This window comes from Blautia sp. OM06-15AC, from assembly GCF_003481425.1.
In the GTDB taxonomy this organism is placed as follows: Bacteria; Bacillota; Clostridia; order Lachnospirales; family Lachnospiraceae; genus Fusicatenibacter; species Fusicatenibacter saccharivorans.
In genome coordinates, this window is the sequence record NZ_QULD01000003.1 from 131587 (window position 1) to 152203 (window position 20617).

Consider the following 20617-nt stretch of genomic DNA (forward strand, 5'->3'; position numbering starts at 1 on the left):
CTCTTTTTCGGTTACAGTTCACTGGTACCCAGCAAACTGTAACCTTTTTCATTCTGGTTTATCTTAGCAGACTTTCTTGCTTTTTCTTGTGTCATATGTCACAATAAAGAAAAAGTTTTCCAAAAAATTTTTCTGTGAAAGGATTTTCCTATGAAACGAATTTTTGATCCGGCTCTGCTGGACTTTTATCTTCAGAAACATGAGATCCCATCTCTTTTCGATACCCCGGATCTCGCATTTTCTCTGTATCAGTTTGAAAAGGGCGAACGGCTCGACACGCTGAATCCGGAGGAATACCTCTCGTTCCTCGTGGACGGTTCCATCGAGATCAGCGCCAACCGCGCCGACGGCACGAGCTACCCGATCGGCTATCTCGACGGCTTTACCTGCATCGGCGATATGGAATTCTGCGGAAAACGCGATGATACGCACCAGATCGAGGCACGCACCACCGCGCTTTGTATTGTTCTGCCGCTCGCTTCCACGAAAGAGCTTCTGCTGAACGACAACCGCTTTTTACGATATCTTTTAAACTCTGTCACCGAAAAGCTGATGCTTTATTCCAGCTCCCAGTCGAATTTTTCCACGCTCGAGGAATCCTTCCTCTCTTATCTCTCAGAGCGCTGTCCGGATCAGACGTTTTCCGGCGTGGAAAAGATGGCCATGCAGCTCCACTGCAGCCGCCGCCAGCTCCAGCGGGTTTTAAAGAAGCTGCTCGAAGAAGGACAGCTTGTGAAACTTTCGAAAGGTTCTTACCGCCTCAGCTGAAAACGCCATCGCTTCCTTATTTCCACGATTCCAGGATCGATGTTCCGATCGTTCCCTCCGGCATTTTTACGCCGAAGTTCTCTGCAACGGATGCGCCGATCACAGCGAAGGTGTCCTTCGTCTCCTGAAGGCCGCTCTCCTTCATAGACGGTGAGTACGCAAGGAGCGGCACCTGTTCTCTGGTGTGGTCCGTTCCGGTATAAGTCGGGTCGTTGCCGTGGTCTGCCGTGATCAGGAGCAGATCGTCGTCTTTTAACTGCTCCAGCAGCTTTCCAAGGTTCACATCGAATTTTTCAATCTCTTTTCCGTAGCCTTCCGGGTTTCTTCTGTGGCCCCAGAGTGCATCGAAATCGACGAGGTTGACAAAGCACAGTCCGGTAAACTCTTTTCCTGCCGTCTCAATCGTCTGCTCCATGCCGTGGACGCTGCTCTTGGATTTCAGACTCTCCGTGATGCCCTCGCCGCAGAAAATATCGTTGATTTTTCCGATACTGATGACATCATATCCTGCCTCCTGCATCGCGTTGAGCACGGTTTTTCCCGTCGGTTTGACAGCGTAGTCGTGACGGTTTGCGGTGCGGACGAACTCTCCTTTTTTCTTTCCGACGTACGGTCTTGCAATGACACGGCCGACTTTCCACTCGTCTTTCATGGTCAGCTCACGGGCAATCTCGCAGTAATGATACAGCGTCTCCAGTCCCATCGTCTCCTCGTTGCCGCAGATCTGCAGTACGGAATCCGCCGAGGTATAGACAATCAGTTCTCCGTTTTCGATCTCGCGCTCTGCCAGCTCATCGAGGATCTCCGTTCCGCTCGCCGCCTTATTGCCGATGATCTTTCTGCCGGTTCGTTTTTCCAGCTCGTCGATCAGTTCTTTCGGAAATCCGTGGTCGGTGAACGTAACGAACGGCTTTGTCGTGTAAATTCCCATCATCTCCCAGTGGCCGGTCATGGTGTCTTTTCCGTTGCTCGCCTCGTTCAGTCTTCTGGCGTAACCCTTTGCCTCATCCTCTGTCACACCGCAGAGATTTCCCATGCCGAGGCGGCGCAGGTTCGGGATTTCAAGGCCTCCCTGACTCTCCCAGATGTGGCCGAAGGTATTGACACCGACATCCCCAAACTTCTCCGAATCCGCCATCGCCCCGATTCCGAGAGAATCCAGGACGATCAGAAAAATACGGTTATATTTTCTCATACTCTTTACTCCTTTCTTTTTAACTCAGCTCAAACATTCCATGATAGAGCTGATAATATTTTCCTTTCTGTGCCAGAAGTGCGTCGTGGTCGCCGCGCTCTACGATATTTCCCTGCTCCAGCACCATGATCGCATTGGCGTTTCGCACGGTGCTTAAGCGGTGGGCGATGACAAATACGGTTCTGCCCTCCATGAGCTGGTCCATTCCTTTTTCGATCAGCGCCTCGGTTCTGGTGTCAACGGAAGATGTTGCCTCGTCAAGAATCAGCACCGGCGGATCGGCAACGGCGGCACGGGCAATCGCGAGAAGCTGGCGCTGGCCCTGGGAGAGGTTGGCTCCGTCGGAGGTCAGCATCGTGTCGTAGCCGTTCGGCAGACGGCGGATGAAGGAATCCGCATTCGCAATTTTGGCCGCATGTTCAATTTCTTCCTGCGTGGCATCGAGTTTTCCAAAACGGATGTTTTCTGCTACGGTTCCCGTGAACAGATGGGTATCCTGCAGAACGATACCGAGGGAGTGGCGCAGAGCGTCTTTTTCGATATCTTTTACGTCAATGCCGTCGTAGACAACCGCGCCGCCCTGGACGTCGTAGAAACGGTTGATCAGGTTCGTGATCGTCGTTTTTCCGGCTCCTGTGGAACCGACAAAAGCAATTTTCTGGCCTGGTTTGGCATACAGGCTGATGTTCTTTAAGATCAGACGGTCTGCCGTGTAGCCGAAATCCACGTTTTCAAAACGCACATCGCCCTTTAATTCCGTCATCGTTCCGTCCGGGCGCTTCCATGCCCAGCGGCCTGTTGTCTCTTCGCAGACGGCAAGTGCGCCGTTCTCTTCTTTTACGTTGACCAGTTCCACTTTTCCCTCATCGATTTCCGGCTCCAGGCTCATCACGTCGAAGACACGCTCCGCACCGGCGAGCGCTGAGAGAAGGAAGTTGCTCTGCTGGGTGAACTGGTTGATCGGAAGCGCCGCCTGGCGGACAAAGACAAGGTAGCTTGCCAGGCTTCCGATATCGGCTTTTCCGTGCAGGGCGAGAAGGCCGCCGAGCACTGCCACAATCGCATAATTGACATACGAAATGCTGACAACGACAGGAACCATCGTCGCCGCATACCCCTGCGCGCCGGTTCCCGCTTTCCGGAGCTCCTCATTCTTTTTGCAGAATTCCGTAAAGCTCTCTTCTTCGTGGTGGAACACCTTGACGACTTTCTGTCCGGTGATCAGCTCCTCAATATAGCCGTTCAGTTCTCCGAGGCTGTTCTGCTGCTTCGTATAATAACCCTTGCTGCGCTTTCCGCTGAACTTGATATACCAGAACATGATACCGTAGCACACCGTTACAATCAGCGAGAGCCGCCAGTTTAGGATATACAGCAAGGTCAGTGTTCCCACAATCTGGATGAAGCTCTGGATAACCATCGCAAAACTGTTGTTCAGGGCATCTGCCATCGTGTCGATATCGTTCGTGAAAAGACTCATGATATCGCCGTGGCGTCTGCTGTCGAAGAACTGCAGCGGCAGTGTCTGGACGTGTTCGAACAGATCGCGGCGGATATCAAATACAACCTGCTGTGCTGCTTTTACCATGGTCTGCGTGTAGCCGTATGCTGCGAGTGCGCCGCACCCGAAAATGAGTGCCGTAATCAGCACGCCGCGCAGCAGTGTGTGCACATCTCCGTCCGCCAGTCCGTTGACAACCGGGCGGATCATATACGTTCCAAAGAGGTTGGCTCCCGCGCTGATTGTTACCAGTACCGCTACGACTGCGAGCATTTTTTTGTGCCGTCCCAGATAAGACAGGAAGACGCGCAGCGTGTGTTTCAGGTTCTTTGGTTTCTTTCCGCTATAAGCTCTCGCTGCCATTTTCGTCTCCTCCTTTCATCTGTGAGGCGTAAATTTCCTGATAAATCGGGTCATCCGCCAGCAGTTCAGCGTGCGTGCCGATCCGGTGTACTTTTCCGTCATCAAGAATGATGATCTGATCCGTATTCATGACGGATGTTACTCTCTGCGCAATGATAATTTTTGTGACATTCTTCCGCGCCGCCAGTGCCTCGCGGATCTTTTTCTCCGTTGCCGTGTCGACCGCACTTGTCGAATCATCGAAGATCAGGATTTTTGCCTTTCCGATCAGCGCACGCGCGATGCAGAGACGCTGCTTCTGGCCTCCGGAGAGGTTGCTTGCGCCCTGCTCGAGCACGGTGTCGAGGCCGTCCGGCATGCGGTTCAAAAATTCATCCGCACACGCCGCGCGGCATGCTTCCCAGATCTCCTCATCGGATGCATCCACATTGCCCCATTTCAGGTTTTCACGCACGGTTCCGGAGAACAGCACGTTTTTCTGCAGAATGATATTGACTGCATCGCGGAGAGCGGCAAGATCGTACGCGCGCACATCCTTTCCGCCGACGCGGACGGTGCCGCGGCTGGTATCATACAGACGCGGAATGAGCTGCACCAGCGTCGTTTTCGAAGAACCTGTTCCTCCGAGGATTCCTACCGTCTGACCAGCTTTGATCTTCAGCGTAACATCGGAGAGTGCGTACTCTTTTGCTTCTTCTTTGTATTTAAACGATACGTTGTCAAACTCCACGCTGCCCTCTGTCACTTCTGCTACACCATTTTCCGGCGAGGTGAGCACGATTTTCTCATCGAGCACCTCGACAATCCGGTGTGCACTCGCCATGGAACGGGTCAGGAGCAGGAAGACGTTTGCAATCATCATCATCGAGTTCATGACCTGCATGACGTAGCTTAGAAATCCGGTCAGGTTTCCGACGGCAAGCTGTTTTTTCAGAATCATATTTCCGCCGAACCACAGAATCAGCACGATCGCGGTATACATGACGCCCTGAAATGCCGGCAGATTCAGCACGGCGTAGTGGAACGTCTGCTCGCTCGCTGCGGTCAGGTCGGTGTTGACCTCGTTGAATTTGTCTTCCTCGTACTCATCCCGCACGAAAGCTTTGACGGCACGGATCGCGGTCAGCCCCTCCTGGACAACATTGTTCAGGCGGTCCACCATGGACTGCAGTTTTGTGTACATCGGGGCAACTCTCCGCACAATCAGGGAGAGAATAAAGCCAAGAAGCGGGGTACATACAAGGAATACAAATGCCAGCCGCGGATTCATATAGAATGAAAGGCCGATTCCCATAATCAGAAGCGACGGTCCGCGCGTGATCGGGCGGAAGCCGGCGCTTACCATATTCTGGATGACGGTAACATCCGTCGTCATACGGGTGATCAGGGATGATACCGCAAAGTGGTCGAGGTTGGAAAATGCATACTGCTGCATTTTCTCATACTCCGCCTTCCGGATCTCAGCTCCCCAGCCGTACGTCGCCCGCGCCGCAAAGTGCGCGTATAAAATTCCGGTCACAAGCGCACAGAGCGCGCAGATTCCCATCTGGATTCCCTTGCGGTAAATGTAAGGGATATCGCCGTTCGCAACGCCGATGTCAATCAGATTGGAAATCAGAATCGGAATAAAAAGTTCAAAACACGTTTCTACCAATACCAGCACTGCTCCGAAAATCATATCCCGCTTGTAGGGACCTGCATACGAGAGCAGACGCTTCATATCATTCATCTTCTGTCACGTCCTCCTTTTGCTGTTTTTCGGAGTCCATTTTACCATACCCCGGCATGATTTTCAACGCGCCGAAATAATCCCTTTTACCCCAAAAATCCCCTTTTCCCAACAACTTTTCTGTCGTCAGAAAAAGAGGATCGTTTTCTGGAAGCTTAAGTCTACCTTTTGAACGCATTGACCAGTGACACACCGGAAACCGCCGCCTCTCCGACAAATCCGATAACAAACACGTCCGCAATTCCGACCAGAGCCACCAGAAGCTGCTCTAGGAAAAGCGGAATAATCAGCTTTTTCAAATCCTGATTTGTAAACATAAAACCCCTCCTGCCATTTTTCTTTCTGTCTCTATTTTAGACATCTAACAGCTCATTTGTCTAATGCTTATTCTAAATGGCAGTTCATACGCGGATTGCATATTACACTTCACAGAAATCTCTTTTCACTTTCTCACACAGCTTGCCATACACACGCTCCACAAACCACGGCTCTGTCGATTTTTCTGCGATCTGCTCCACCGGAATCCAGCCGACTGCGCTGTTTTCATCCGGCTTGCAGCGGATTTCCTGTACCGGATCTGCTTCCATGAGATATGTCACATTCAGATGGAGATGTGCCGTCACGTACTTTCCGCGCTTCACATGGCCGTCCACCGACAGGATTTCGAGCGAGAATGGCTGATCCGATAAGAGCTTCACCTCTTCAATCCCGGATTCCTCCTTCACTTCTCTTACCGCCACGCTGCAAAGATCCGCATCTCCGTCCGCGTGGCCGCCGAGCCATGCCCAGGAATGGTAAATATTGTGATACGCCATCAGCACCTGCTTCCGATCCGGGCTTACGACCCAGGCGGAGACAGTCAGATGTGCGGTCTCATTTTCCCGCGTCAAAATATCGCATCCGCTCTCCATCCATTTCAGCAGAATCGCCCGATCCCGCTCTTCCTGCTCATTGTACGGACGGTATTCCCGGATCTGCCGCAGCAGGTTTTCTTTGGCTGTTTCATTCTGCATCCGTTTTCCCTCCCACTTTGATTTTAAACGATTGCTAAAAAAGACCCCGGCGCCTGTATTTCTACAGACCGCCGGGGTCTCCTTACGTTTGAACACAAATCATGCTACTGCATGAAAATCCTGATTCGGACAGATTCTGCTTAAATTAAGCGTTCTTCTGAGCGATAGCTGCCTGAGCTGCTGCCAGACGGGCGATCGGCACACGGAACGGTGAGCAGGAAACATAGTCCAGACCCAGTTTGTTGCAGAACTCTACGGAGCTCGGATCTCCACCGTGCTCACCGCAGATACCTACGTGCAGAGAAGAGTTAACCGGTCTTCCAAGATCGATAGCCATCTTCATCAGCTTGCCAACGCCGTCCTGATCAAGTTTTGCGAATGGATCGTTCTCGAAGATCTTAGCGTCATAGTAAGCGTTCAGGAATTTACCAGCATCGTCACGGGAGAATCCGTAAGTCATCTGAGTAAGGTCGTTGGTTCCGAAGCAGAAGAAGTCTGCCTCTTTTGCGATCTCATCTGCAGTCAGAGCTGCTCTCGGGATCTCGATCATGGTACCAACTTCGTATTCAAGGTCGCTGCCTGCTGCTGCGATTTCAGCGTCAGCGGTCTCTACTACGAATTTCTTAACGTATTTCAGCTCTTTGATATCGCCAACAAGTGGGATCATGATTTCCGGTTTTACATTCCAATCCGGATGAGCTTTCTTCACGTTGATGGCTGCGCGGATTACTGCGCTTGTCTGCATCTTAGCGATTTCCGGATAAGTTACAGCAAGACGGCATCCACGATGACCCATCATCGGGTTGAACTCGTGCAGACTAGCGATGATTGCTTTAATCTGCTCAACAGTTTTGCCCTGAGCGTCAGCCAGTTTCTTGATGTCCTCTTCCTCAGTCGGAACGAACTCATGAAGCGGCGGATCCAGGAAACGGATGGTAACCGGGTTGCCTTCCAGAGCTTCATACAGCTTCTCGAAGTCTCCCTGCTGCTCCGGAAGGATCTTAGCAAGTGCTGCTTCTCTCTCTTCTACGGTCTCAGCGCAGATCATCTCACGGAATGCATCGATTCTGTTGCCTTCGAAGAACATATGCTCTGTACGGCAAAGACCAATACCTTCTGCTCCAAGCTCACGAGCTTTTTTAGCGTCAGCCGGAGTATCAGCGTTTGTACGAACTTTCATGGTTCTGTATTTGTCTGCCCAGCCCATGATTCTTCCGAACTCACCAGCGATGGTAGCGTCTACGGTCGGGATCAGTCCGTCATAGATGCATCCTGTAGAACCATCCAGAGAGATGCAGTCTCCCTCGTGGTACTCTTTTCCAGCCAGTGTAAATTTCTTGTTTGCCTCGTCCATTACGATATCACCGCAGCCGGATACGCAGCAGGTTCCCATACCACGGGCAACTACAGCTGCGTGAGAGGTCATACCACCACGAACAGTCAGGATACCCTGTGCAGATTTCATACCTGTGATATCTTCTGGGGATGTCTCAAGACGAACCAGAACAACTTTTTCTCCTCTTTCAGCCCACTCAACAGCATCATCTGCTGTGAAGACGATTTTACCGCAAGCAGCTCCCGGAGATGCTCCCAGTGCTTTTGCCATTGGAGTAGCCTCTTTCAGTGCTTTTGCATCGAACTGCGGATGAAGCAGAGAGTCAAGATTACGAGGATCGATCATTGCAACTGCCTCTTCCTCTGTTCTCATTCCCTCATCTACAAGGTCGCAAGCGATTTTCAGAGCAGCTTTTGCTGTTCTCTTACCATTACGTGTCTGCAGCATGTACAGTTTACCGTGCTCTACAGTGAACTCCATGTCCTGCATATCTCTGTAGTGTGTTTCCAGAGTTTTGCAAACTTCTTTGAACTGTTTGAAAGCTTCCGGGAATTTCTCTTCCATCTCAGAAATGTGCATAGGTGTACGAACACCGGCAACTACGTCCTCGCCCTGTGCGTTGGTAAGGAACTCACCGAACAGTCCGTTCTCTCCTGTAGCAGGATCACGGGTGAAGGCAACACCTGTACCACAGTCATCTCCCATGTTTCCGAATGCCATCATCTGTACGTTAACAGCGGTACCCCAGGAATACGGGATGTCGTTGTCACGACGATAAACGTTTGCTCTCGGGTTGTCCCAGGAACGGAATACGGCTTTTACAGCCTCCATCAGCTGTACCTTAGGATCGGTCGGGAAATCCTCACCGATTTTAGCTTTGTACTCAGCTTTGAACTGCTCAGCCAGTTTTTTGAGGTCATCTGCGTCAAGATCTACGTCCTGTTTTACGCCTTTCTCCTCTTTCATCTTGTCGATCAGCTCTTCGAAGTATTTTTTACCAACTTCCATAACTACGTCAGAGAACATCTGAATGAATCTTCTGTAGCAGTCCCAAGCCCAACGTGGGTTGCCGGAAGCCTGTGACAGAGTTTCAACAACCTCTTCGTTCAGACCAAGGTTCAGGATGGTATCCATCATACCTGGCATGGAAGCTCTTGCTCCGGAACGTACAGAAACGAGCAGCGGATTCTTAGCGTCTCCGAATTTCTTTCCTGTGATTCCTTCCATTTTATCGATTGCTTCCATGATCTGACCCATGATCTCGTCGTTGATCTGTCTGCCATCCTCATAGTACTGTGTACAAGCCTCGGTTGTTACCGTGAATCCCTGTGGTACAGGAAGTCCCAGGTTTGTCATCTCAGCCAGGTTTGCGCCTTTTCCACCGAGAAGGTTACGCATGTCTGCATTACCTTCAGTGAACATGTAAACCCATTTTGCCATTGTTACTTTTCCTCCTACTTGTAATTTTGATAGGTTATAGTAAAGTATTTCCAGATTGCCCTGGATGATACGTTCACCCTATACTGATTGCACCGAAAAGAAAGATATTCTCGGGCGCACACATTTATTTTACCATAAGAATATCTTTAGTCAATAAAAATATGGCAAATTTTCGGTATTTTTTTTAATTTACAGTTCACTCGTGTGTTCTGGCGGGCAAATTTCATGCTTGCATGAAAATTTGTTTGCAAGAACACACGAAGGGAGCGCCGAGAAATGAGCAAAAGGAGCTGCGCAGCAGCGGAAAGCGCTGAAAGCGCAGTTTTGCGAATGGCGCGGGTGAACTGTATCGTCTGTGCCCCTGTTATGTTTTATTATATCAGCTTTTGGTTACTTTTTACAGGGTTTTTTGTAATTTTCGCGTAAAAAAAGAAGTATCGCACAATTTTTTTCATTTTACGATACTTCTTCTTCTATTTTTCCCGGTAAATTTTCGGAATTGTTCGATTTTATGCTTTCAAAATTACGGTTTTGATTACGAAATACAGCAGCACAATCACACCGAGTACGATACGGTACCAGCCGAAGGCTTTGAAATCGTGCTTCTTGATGTACTGCATCAGGAATTTGATGGCAAAAATCGATACCGCAAATGCCACCAGCATGCCGACGATCATGATCGCCACCTCAACACCGGTAAAGGCAAAGCCGTGTTTTACCAGTTTTAAAAGGCTCGCGCCGAACATAACCGGAACGGCAAGGAAAAACGTGTACTCCGATGCGAGCTCTCTCGAGCATCCCAGCAGGATACCGCCGATGATGGTTGCCCCCGAACGGGAAGTTCCCGGTACGATGGAAAGGAGCTGGAAAACACCGATATACAGTGCATTTTTCCAGGTAATTTCTTTGATTTTCGTTGCAGACGGAGTTCTCGTCTTGTTGTAATTTTCAATAACGATGAATAACACACCATAGATAATCAGCATCAGGGCTACAACCACGTAATTCATCAGATGTGCCTCGATCCAGTCGTTGAATGCCAGACCAATGACAGCTGCCGGCAGGCATGATACAACAATCTTAAACCACATGATGATTTTGTCCAGATAACAGTAACTGTCTACAAAGTTCTGAACAGCGCCAAATACCTTGTTGTCGCTTGGATTGGCAAAATAGCTCCGGCTTCTGGCTTTACTTTTACCATGAAACGGCCAGAGATCCCAGAAATAGATGACGACAACCGCAAGGATTGCACCGAGCTGGATGACAACTTCAAAAACATTCTTGAAATCAGCTGTCACATTCAGCTTAATAAACTCATCTACCAGAATCATGTGGCCGGTGCTGCTGATTGGAAGCCACTCGGTAATGCCCTCTACGATACCCAGCAGGATAACCTTTAACCACTCAATGATGTTCATACGATATGTACCTTTCTCTTTTTGAATTGGATGCCCTTTTCTGGCATTCTATTAAAAATCTATCATACTTATGCTAAAAACACAAGCGCGTCACGTTTTCTTTTTTTGTAAAATCCATTCAAACCCACATTCGGCCAAAAAAGCTCTCTGCCGCTTTGTTTCTGCAGCAGAGAGCTTTTCTTTGCTTTATGCTTCTATCATGCTTATCTCTTGTCGATCGTTGCGATATCGATCAGGGTCAGCTTCTTCACATCTGTATTTTCCAGACTGGTTACGAGTGCGGTTGCGGTATCCAGAGAGGTCAGTACGTTGACACCTGTCTCGATCGCGTTCCGGCGGATGACGAATCCGTCTTTGGAGTGCTCAACACCCTGGGACGGAGTATCGATGACGAGATCGATCTTGTGGCCGAGGATCAGGTCCATCAGGTTCGGGGACGGCTGCTCGATCTTGTTGGTGCGGATCGCATTGACGCCGTTCTCGTTCAGGGCTTTCGCGGTATTTCTCGTCGCATAGATCTTGTAGCCGAGAGCCTGGAATCTCTGTGCGATCGGAACGATATCCTCTTTATCCTCATCCTTTACGGTGATGATCATGTTTTTATATTTCGGCAGGTTGATTCCGGCGCCGAGGAATGCTTTGTAAAGAGCCTCGTTGAAGGTCTTTGCAATACCAAGGCACTCACCGGTGGATTTCATCTCCGGTCCAAGGGCGATATCTGCGCCGCGGATCTTCTCGAAGGAGAATACCGGCATCTTGATGGCAATGTAATCTGCCTCTCTCTGCAGTCCCGGCTCGTAGCCAAGCTCGCGGATCGTGTGGCCGAGGATGACTTTCGTTGCCAGCGGCACGATCGGGATTCCGGTTACCTTGCTGATGTATGGAACGGTACGAGAAGAACGCGGGTTGACCTCGATGACGTAAACATCCTCACCGCATACGATGAACTGGATGTTGATCATACCGATGACATGCAGGGATCTTGCCAGACGTTTCGTATACTCTACGATAGTGTCTTTTGCATGCTGGCTGATGCTCTGTGCCGGATAAACGGAGATACTGTCTCCGGAGTGAACGCCGGCGCGCTCGATGTGCTCCATGATACCAGGAATCAGAATATCGGTGCCGTCGCAGACTGCATCAACCTCGATCTCCTTGCCCTGCAGATATTTATCAACCAGGATCGGATGCTCCTGTGCGATCCGGTTGATGATGCCGATAAATTCATCGACGTCCTCATCGCTGATGGCGATCTGCATACCCTGTCCTCCAAGGACGTAGGACGGGCGGACGAGTACCGGATAGCCGAGCTCGTTGGCTGCTTTTTTCGCCTCTTCTGCGGTGAATACGGTGTGTCCCTTCGGACGCGGGATTTCACACTGCTCCAGGATCTCATCGAACAGCTCACGGTCCTCTGCGGCATCTACGTTCTCTGCAGATGTTCCAAGGATCGGCACACCCATTTTCAGGAGTGCTTCGGTCAGCTTGATCGCGGTCTGGCCGCCGAACTGTACAACGGCTCCGTCCGGATGCTCGATGTTGACGATATTTTCTACATCTTCCGGTGTCAGCGGCTCGAAATACAGTTTATCTGCGATATCGAAGTCGGTGCTGACGGTCTCCGGGTTGTTGTTGATGATGATGGTCTCATAGCCCTCTTTCTTGAATGCCCAGGTACAATGTACGGAGCAGAAGTCAAACTCGATACCCTGTCCGATACGGATCGGGCCGGAACCAAGGACGAGGACTTTCTTTCTGTCGTTTGTCTCGACAGCTTCGTTTTCGCCGCCGTATACGGAATAGTAATACGGTGTGGTTGCTGCGAACTCAGCGGCACAGGTATCTACCATCTTGTAAGCTGCGGTGATATCATACTGTTTTCTTAACGCTTTTACTTCTTCTTCGGTCTTTCCTGCCAGTTTTGCCACCAGGTAATCCGGGAACTCAAGGCGTTTTGCTTCGCGCAGAAGATCCTCATCCAGCTCTTTGGCCTGTAATGCCTGCTCCATCTCAACGAGGATAGCCAGCTTATCGATGAACCATACATCGATTTTGGTGATCTCGTGGATCTCGTCGTAGGAGATGCCCTGACGGATCGCCTCTGCGATTCTCCAGATTCTCATATCGTCTACGATGTGAAGCTCTTCGATCAGCTCGTCTTTGGACAAGTGGCTGAAGTCATAGGACATCAGGGAATCTACGTGCTGTTCCAGGGAACGGATGGCTTTCATCAGCGCGCCCTCGAAGTTGTTGCAGATACTCATAACCTCACCGGTCGCCTTCATCTGTGTGGTCAGGGTACGTTTTGCACTGATAAACTTATCGAACGGCAGACGCGGGATTTTTACAACACAGTAATCCAGCATCGGCTCGAAGCTTGCGTAGGTTTTTCCGGTAATGGCGTTCGGGATCTCATCCAGAGTGTAGCCAAGTGCGATCTTTGCAGCAACCTTTGCAATCGGATAACCGGTCGCTTTGGAAGCCAGTGCGGAAGAACGGCTGACACGCGGATTTACCTCGATAACACAGTACTCGAAGCTGTCCGGATTCAACGCATACTGTACGTTGCATCCGCCGGTGATGCCGAGCTCGGTGATGATGTTGAGTGCGGAAGTACGCAGCATCTGATACTCTTTATCTCCCAGGGTCTGGGACGGTGCTACGACAATACTGTCTCCGGTGTGAACGCCGACCGGGTCGATGTTCTCCATGTTGCAGACGGTGATGCAGTTTCCTACGCTGTCCCGCATTACCTCGTACTCGATCTCTTTCCATCCGGCGATACATCTTTCAACGAGTACTTCGCCGACACGGGAAAGACGGAGTCCGTTCGAGAGGATCTCGATCAGCTCTTCTTCGTTGTAAGCGATACCGCCGCCGCTTCCGCCGAGGGTGTAAGCCGGACGCAGTACAACCGGATAACCGATCTTGTTGGTGAAATCGATACCAGCCTGTACATCATGGACAACCAGGGATGCCGCTACCGGCTCGCCGATTTTTTCCATGGTATCTTTGAATTCCTGACGGTCCTCTGCTTTTTTGATGGTCTGTGCTGTGGTACCGATCAGGCGTACGTTGTTTTCTTTTAAGAAGCCTTTTTCTTCGAGTTCCATCGCAAGGTTCAGTCCTGCCTGGCCTCCCAGAGTCGGAAGAACGCTGTCCGGTTTTTCCTTCTGGATGAGCTGCTCTACCACTTCTACGGTCAGCGGCTCGATGTAAACGCGGTCTGCGATGTCTTTATCGGTCATGATGGTTGCCGGGTTGGAATTCAGAAGAACAACTTCCATTCCCTCTTCTTTCAGGGAACGGCACGCCTGTGTTCCTGCGTAGTCGAACTCTGCTGCCTGTCCGATGACGATCGGACCGGAACCGATAACCAGAACTTTTTTAATATTCGGATTCTTTGGCATTATTTGTTACCTCCCATCATCTCAAGGAATCGATCAAACAGGTATCCGGAATCCTGCGGGCCAGGGCATGCCTCCGGATGGAACTGTACGGTAAAGATGTTTTTGCCGACGTATTTGAGTCCCTCGTTGGTGCCGTCGTTGACGTTCACAAAGGCCGGAACTGCCACATTCGGATCCAGGGTATCGGTATCTACGACATAGCCGTGGTTCTGGGAAGAAATGTAAACTCTTCCGGTTGCAAGGTCCTTGACCGGGTGGTTTCCGCCGCGGTGGCCGTATTTCATCTTGTGGGTATCTGCGCCGGTAGCCAGTGCCATCAGCTGATGTCCAAGACAGATTGCAAAGATCGGTACATTGGAATCGTACAGTTTTTTAATCTCTTTGATAATGGATACGCACTCTTTCGGATCTCCAGGGCCGTTGGACAGCATGATTCCGTCCGGATTTGCGGCGAGGATCTCTTCTGCTGTAGTAAGCGCCGGATAAATGGTCACTTCGCATCCGCGCTCATTTAAGGAACGTGCGATGTTGTTCTTTGCGCCAAGATCCAGAAGTGCAACTTTAAAGCCTTCTCCTTTTAAAACTGATTTTTCAGAGCAGGTTACCTTTTCTACAACTTTTCCGGTATTATACGCTTTTAATTTTGGAATAATTTCATCGAGGTGATAATTTTCGTTGGTCGTGATCATACCGTTCATGGTACCTTTTTCACGAAGAATTTTGGTAAGAGCACGAGTATCGATTCCGGCGATTCCGGGAATATCGAACTTTTTCAGGAAATTCTGAATGGTGTCCTGGCAACGGAAGTTGCTGGGGAGACGGGATAATTCTCTTACAATATAGCCATCCGGCCAGGGTCTTAAGGACTCCTGATCATCATAACAAATTCCATAGTTTCCAATAAGAGGATACGTCATACATACTGCCTGTCCCGCATAGGATGGGTCGGTCAGCACTTCGAGATATCCAGTCATGGATGTATTAAATACGATTTCACTGATCACTTCTTTTTGTGAACCAATGCTGGTTCCGGTAAAGACATGCCCGTCTTCTAAGATTAGAAAAGCTTTCATCATTCCACCGTTTTCCTTTCTTTTTCGTTCGGTTTTGAGTTTGTATGAAATATGCATCTCATACTTTAATCTTTCAGATTCTATCACAACCAGGGAAACATTTCAACTATTTTTGTCGAATTACGGAAATTTCTTTTCTGGAAAAATAAAAATACCCTGACGGAAAGTTTTCACACTTCCCATCAGGGCAATCCGAATTGGTCCACCGGACCAATTCTTGATACGCAAAGCGAAAAAATAATGCAGGAGATGGGACTTGAACCCACACGATCTTGCGACCACAGGCACCTGAAGCCTGCGCGTCTGCCAATTCCGCCACTCCTGCATTTCTTAGTTGTCTTAGCGGTTGTCCGCTTGACAAGATAGATAATAACAGCTTTCTAAAGAAAAGTCAACACTTTTTTTGAAAAAATTTTAATTTTTTTAATTTTATGAAAAATATGGATAATAACGATAATTTTAAACAATTTTACACTGTCTGAGATTCGTCTGTTTTTCTTTCCCCGTCTGCACATCTTCTCCGCACAGAAATAAAAAGACCCTGCCGGGAAGTTTCTGCATCATTCCAGGCAGGGTAATCCGAATTGGTCCACCGGACCAATTCTTGATACGCAAAGCGAAAAATAATGCAGGAGATGGGACTTGAACCCACACGATCTTGCGACCACAGGCACCTGAAGCCTGCGCGTCTGCCAATTCCGCCACTCCTGCATTTCTTGTCTTGCAGCTCTCATGTGCCACTCAACAAAACATATATTACCAGATGATTTCGAATCTGTCAACAGCTTTTTTCAAATTTTTTCAAAAAATTTCAAATTTTCTTTTTTGCCCCGAAAAGCCCGCCATCCGCAGGGCTTTTCGTGAGATCCTGCATCACCTGGACTCCCGGCAGGAAATTGCCGTCAGCAGCGCAAGTCCGAAGAAAATACAGAAATCAGAAACATTGAACACAAGTCTGCGGAACTTCTCCGGTCCAAACCGGAAGCTGACATAGTCGGTCACGTAACCTCTCTTATGCCGGTCATACCAGTTCGACATGCCGCCGCCAATCGTAAGCGCAAGCCCAAGCTTCTTCGCCTTACACTTACGTCTGCCCGCCAGCGCTCCGAGACGCGCCCACAGTCCGGACAGCAAAAAGAAGGTGAGAATTTCCACCTTCTTCGTGCTGTCCGCGAAGCCGCCGCCCGCTACGCCGCGGTTATGACATTTCCGCAGGACAATATGTCCTTTGCAGACCGGGATCTGCTCATTTTCCTTTAACTCCTCTTCTGCCTTCTTTTTCAGGCATCCGTCTGCAAGGAAAACCGCTCCCGGCAGCAGGGTCCAGATCATTCCTCTTCCGGTACCTCTGCTTCTTTTTCAGGCTCTTCTTCCGGCGCTGCTGCTTCGGTTTCTTCTGCTTTTTCTTCCGGTTCTACGTGTACAAACTCGGCATCCTCCGGCTCATCTTCCTTCTCCGGCATAGCAGCACCGCAGCGCATGCAGAAAGCTGCATCTTTCGGAACACTTGCGCCGCAGGCCGGGCATACGATGCGGCCTCTCTTGTTTGCCACATCTTCCTTGCAGTCTGCAATCTCTTTTTCCAGATCGGTGATATCTTTGCAGAAGCCGGCAAGATTCTCGTCGAATGCTTCGCCGTTCAAATAGCGGTTGTAGATGATCTGTCCGATATCCTGGTAATTCTTCTCAATCTGATCCTCGAGCGCATGCTGACGGGTGCGGATCTTCTGAATTTCTACGAATTCATCTGTTTTCTTTCCCACAGTATCCACTGTTTTTTTCAGTGTTTTACTTAAATTTCCAAAAAAATCCTCTGCCATAGTTAAAACCCTCTCTTTCTTATCTCTTATTTCAAGAAAACGCCAGTTTCACGTCTGCTCCGCTGTGTTTTCCAGTTACCTTATTTCTGCTCTAACTTTGGAACTTCCTGGCCGCGCAGGAGAATCGTCGGCCCGCCGGTCTTTTCAATATAGTCTTTTGTGATGATAACCTCTCCGATGCTGCTGTCCTTTGGAATCTCATACATGATATCCAGCATGAAATCCTCGATGATCGAACGGAGTGCTCTCGCACCGGTATCTTTTTCCAGCGCTTTTCTTGCAATAGAGCGAAGTGCATCATCATCAAATTCCAGTTTCACCTCGTCGAGTTCGAGCAGTCTCTTATACTGCTTCAGGATCGCATTTTTCGGTTCTTTTAAGATCTCGACCAGCATATCCTCATTGAGACTCTCCAGCGTAAATACGATCGGCAGACGGCCAAGGAACTCCGGCACCATACCGAAAGTCCGAAGGTCTTCTAAGGTCACCTGTGACAGCAGGTTCTTATCCCCATCATACTTGTCCTTCAGATCCGCCTGGAAGCCAATGGAAGCTGTCTTGTTCAGACGCTCCTTGATGATGTCCGTCAGATCCGGGAAGGCACCGCCGCAGATAAAGAGAATGTTTCTGGTATTGACGGTCTCGAGCGGAACCATCGCATTTTTGCTGTTGGCTCCCACCGGAACTTCGATGTCGCTGCCCTCGAGGAGCTTCAGCATTCCCTGCTGTACGGCTTCTCCGCTGACGTCTCTCTGGTTTGTATTTTTCTTTTTCGCAATCTTGTCGATCTCGTCGATGAAGATAATACCGTGCTCCGCGCGCTCCACATCGTTGTCTGCGGCCGCTAAAAGCTTAGATACCACGCTTTCAATATCATCGCCGATATAACCCGCTTCGGTAAGGGATGTGGCGTCCGTGATGGCAAGCGGCACATCTAAGAGGCGTGCCAGTGTCTGCACCAGATACGTTTTTCCGGAACCGGTCGGTCCGATCATCAGCATGTTGGATTTTTCGATCTCGATATTTCCGTCCTGCGGTGCAAAGACACGTTTGTAATGGTTGTAAACGGCAACCGACATGACTTTCTTTGCACGTTCCTGGCCGATGACGTATTCGTCAAGCATCGCCTTGATCCGGTGCGGCGGCGGAATGTCCTTGATGGAAAATTCTTTTGTTTTCTTCTTTTCTTCTTTTTTCTTTACCCGCTGCCGGTTCGGGATCTGGTTGGAAAGCCCGGAGAGATCGAACATGCCGATATTCGGCATGTTGTTCATATTATTCATCATCTCATTGATCTGGCCCGGGTTCTGGTTCATGGTATCAAAGCTCTTCTGCATGCAGTCCGGGCAGATATTGATGTTTCCCGGAAGGGTAATCATCTTTCCGGCTTTGCTCTCCGGTCTGCGGCACATGAAGCAGACTTTTTCATAGGTATCTTCTGTATGATGGTCAGAGCTTTTTGTTTCCGCCTTCGTTTCGTCCGCGGTACCGTCCACTCTGTCTTTCTCTTCTGACATGATTTTTCAAATTCCTTTCTGTAATAGATCGCTTGGTCTAGCTTGATTATAGCCCAAAAGCCATAGGGTCACAAGTAAAAACTTTCTTAAAAATTACCAACTTTTTTAAGAATTTTACGAATTCAAAAAATTATATCAAAAAATGCAGAAAAAGGCGGACAGCCAGGCGTTCATATTCCTGTGCTGTCCGTCTTTTTTCTCTTAGGAAATAGTTATTTCGAGTTTTTATCTGTTGCCAAACGGATTCTGAATACCCTGGTCATTCTGATCGGAGCTTCCGGTTCCATCGTTTGTGGTTCCGTTGCTGCTTCCGCTCGTCTGCGGCATATCTGCTGCAGAGCCAAGGGTCAGCGTCAATGTTACTTCTTTGTACTCACCGTTATCCGCGCGCTGTACGGTGACATCTACAGTCTCGCCTGCCGCATAATAAGTCAGTGTCTCTTTTAAGCCTTTGGCGTTCGAGATGCTTCTTCCATCAAACGTGGTGATAACATCGCCTTTCTTGAAGCCCGCATCGGCTGCCGGGCTGCCGTCCACAACGCTCATGATGCAGACACCGGTCGGAATACCGTAGTTCTGGGAAACATCTGCGCTGACATCTGCCATGTTGATTCCGATATAAGCAGCCTCATCATCGCTGACTTTGTATCTTGTTGTCAGGTTCATCAGGTTCTGCAGAATCGGCTCCGCTTTCGAAATCGGGATCGCAAAGCCCATGCCCTCGACCTGTGTGGAGCTGTATTTTGCTTCGTTAATGCCGATCAGCTCACCGTTCATGTTCAGAAGGGCGCCGCCGCTGTTTCCAGGGTTGATGGCTGCATCGGTCTGGATCAGTCCCTCAGAAGTAATCGTCTCACCGGTACTCTCATCCTGACTGGAGATCGTACGGTCTTTTGCACTGATATATCCGCTCGTCAGGGACTGGCCGGTTCCCAGTGCATTTCCGATTGCCACAACCTGATCACCAACCTCAAGGTCATCGGAATTTCCCATCACGGCAATTTTGATCTGGCTCTTTGTCTCGTCCTTGATGTCGGAAAGTTTTACTGCAACAACAGCAAGGTCATTGTCCGCATCGGTACCTTTGATCTGGCCTTCTACCGTCTCATCGTCGATAAAGCTGACGGAAAGAGACGTTGCACCGCTGACAACGTGGTTGTTTGTCGCAATCAGGAGCTCATCGTCGTTCTGTCCGACAATAACTCCGGTTCCGCTTGCAGGAACTTCCTGGCTTGTGGTTCCGAAGAATGTCTCAACCTCTTCCACCGTTGTCGTAGAAATTGCTACCAGAGACGGCATCGCACTCGATGCAACATCTTTCACGGACATCTCGCCGGTTGCTTTTACGGTATCGGAGGTATCACTGCTGTCTGCTGCCGTTGTTGTGGTGGTCGTCGGAATTGTAACTTCCTGCTTCTGCTCTGTTGCTGTACCGATCACTTTCGTACCGACTGCCGCAGTCCCAATGAAAACACCGCCTGCCACGAGTCCGAAGCACGCTGCCATGGCAAGTGTCATGCCCCATTTTTTTGCGGCTGACATTGGTTTTTTCGCTTTCTTTTTGTGATCCTGCGGCTGCGGAACGGCAGAAAACTGTGGTTTTTCCTGCTTCGGAGCACTCTGTGTCTGTGACTGGTACTGATAATGTTCTGTCTTTGCAGAAGATGTCTGCTCTGCCTTTGCCTCCGACGGGTCCGGTTTTCCGGTGTAGGAAGCGCTGTTATTCTCCTCGCCGGTCTTTCCGCTGATTTTCGGATTCACCCAGCTGTAGGTTGTCGTTTTCTTTTCTTCCGCCTTCGGCGCTTCTGCGGTTTCCTGCGGTTTTTCCGTCTCTGCCGCACTCTGCTCTGCCGTCGTTTCTGCTTTTACTTCTTCTGTATGCTCTGCAGCTTTGGTTTCCTCTGCTGCCTCACCATTTATTTCTTCTTTTTTGAATTCTTCACTCATGGCTGATCCCTCTTTCTCTTTTCTATCTCAGGCACCAATACACAGTGCTCTTATTTCTTTCTTCATTTTCTACTGCCTATTGTA

At 49.6% G+C, this 20617-nt stretch carries 13 protein-coding genes, 2 tRNA genes and 1 pseudogene; 1 reads left to right on the forward strand and 15 read right to left on the reverse strand.

Annotation, left to right across the window (positions count from 1 at the left end; genetic code table 11):
* The first annotated feature begins 150 nt into the window (after positions 1-150).
* Positions 151-768 carry a hypothetical protein gene (locus DXB83_RS05955; RefSeq protein ID WP_055219376.1) on the forward strand — a complete coding sequence of 206 codons (618 nt, stop codon included), beginning with the start codon at positions 151-153 and terminating at the stop codon, positions 766-768.
* Positions 769-784: 16 nt separating this feature from the next.
* Here DXB83_RS05955 and DXB83_RS05960 read toward each other — a convergent pair whose 3' ends face one another.
* The 15 genes and pseudogenes from DXB83_RS05960 to DXB83_RS06035 all read right to left on the reverse strand — a co-directional run bounded on the left by DXB83_RS05960 (position 785) and on the right by DXB83_RS06035 (position 20533).
* Positions 785-1963 (reverse strand): phosphopentomutase, encoded by a 1179-nt coding sequence (locus DXB83_RS05960; protein WP_117804386.1) that lies wholly within the window; start codon positions 1961-1963, stop codon positions 785-787.
* A gap of 19 nt (positions 1964-1982) precedes the next feature.
* On the reverse strand, positions 1983-3827 hold the full coding sequence (locus DXB83_RS05965; RefSeq protein WP_055219380.1) for an ABC transporter ATP-binding protein: 1845 nt from the start codon (positions 3825-3827) through the stop codon (positions 1983-1985).
* Entirely contained in the window at positions 3808-5547 is a 1740-nt protein-coding gene (locus DXB83_RS05970) for an ABC transporter ATP-binding protein (RefSeq protein ID WP_334294013.1), read from the reverse strand. Before DXB83_RS05970 ends, DXB83_RS05965 begins: the two co-directional genes overlap by 20 nt.
* Positions 5548-5729: 182 nt before the next feature.
* Positions 5730-5873, reverse strand: a pseudogene (locus tag DXB83_RS05980) (MATE family efflux transporter); the annotation flags it as partial.
* 102 nt (positions 5874-5975) lie between these two features.
* Positions 5976-6569, reverse strand: a complete 594-nt coding sequence (locus DXB83_RS05985) for an NUDIX hydrolase (RefSeq protein ID WP_117804385.1) — start codon at positions 6567-6569, stop codon at positions 5976-5978.
* A gap of 145 nt (positions 6570-6714) precedes the next feature.
* Positions 6715-9345, reverse strand: a complete 2631-nt coding sequence (gene ppdK, locus DXB83_RS05990) for a pyruvate, phosphate dikinase (RefSeq protein ID WP_022462956.1) — start codon at positions 9343-9345, stop codon at positions 6715-6717.
* 509 nt (positions 9346-9854) lie between these two features.
* Positions 9855-10766: an undecaprenyl-diphosphate phosphatase gene (locus DXB83_RS05995; protein ID WP_117804384.1), complete on the reverse strand. Its 912-nt coding sequence runs from the start codon at positions 10764-10766 to the stop codon at positions 9855-9857.
* 203 nt (positions 10767-10969) lie between these two features.
* Positions 10970-14176, reverse strand: coding sequence for a carbamoyl-phosphate synthase large subunit (gene carB / locus DXB83_RS06000; RefSeq protein ID WP_022462958.1), 3207 nt, complete (start codon positions 14174-14176; stop codon positions 10970-10972).
* Complete coding sequence (locus DXB83_RS06005) at positions 14176-15249, reverse strand: carbamoyl phosphate synthase small subunit (protein ID WP_055219571.1); 1074 nt, start codon at positions 15247-15249, stop codon at positions 14176-14178. Before DXB83_RS06005 ends, carB begins: the two co-directional genes overlap by 1 nt.
* 241 nt (positions 15250-15490) lie before the next feature.
* Positions 15491-15574: transfer RNA gene (locus tag DXB83_RS06010), tRNA-Leu, on the reverse strand.
* Between the two features lie 302 nt (positions 15575-15876).
* Positions 15877-15960: transfer RNA gene (locus tag DXB83_RS06015), tRNA-Leu, on the reverse strand.
* A 162-nt stretch (positions 15961-16122) separates the two neighbouring features.
* On the reverse strand, positions 16123-16581 hold the full coding sequence (locus DXB83_RS06020; RefSeq protein WP_022462960.1) for a signal peptidase II: 459 nt from the start codon (positions 16579-16581) through the stop codon (positions 16123-16125).
* On the reverse strand, positions 16578-17069 hold the full coding sequence (locus DXB83_RS06025; RefSeq protein ID WP_117509222.1) for a zinc-ribbon domain-containing protein: 492 nt from the start codon (positions 17067-17069) through the stop codon (positions 16578-16580). The genes DXB83_RS06020 and DXB83_RS06025 overlap by 4 nt, the downstream gene beginning before the upstream one ends.
* Positions 17070-17149: 80 nt before the next feature.
* The gene (gene clpX, locus DXB83_RS06030) at positions 17150-18586 is read right to left on the reverse strand and encodes an ATP-dependent Clp protease ATP-binding subunit ClpX (protein WP_055219393.1); all 1437 of its coding nucleotides are present in this window, start codon (positions 18584-18586) and stop codon (positions 17150-17152) included.
* A gap of 225 nt (positions 18587-18811) precedes the next feature.
* Complete coding sequence (locus DXB83_RS06035; RefSeq protein ID WP_118697347.1) at positions 18812-20533, reverse strand: trypsin-like peptidase domain-containing protein; 1722 nt, start codon at positions 20531-20533, stop codon at positions 18812-18814.
* Positions 20534-20617 lie beyond the last annotated feature (84 nt).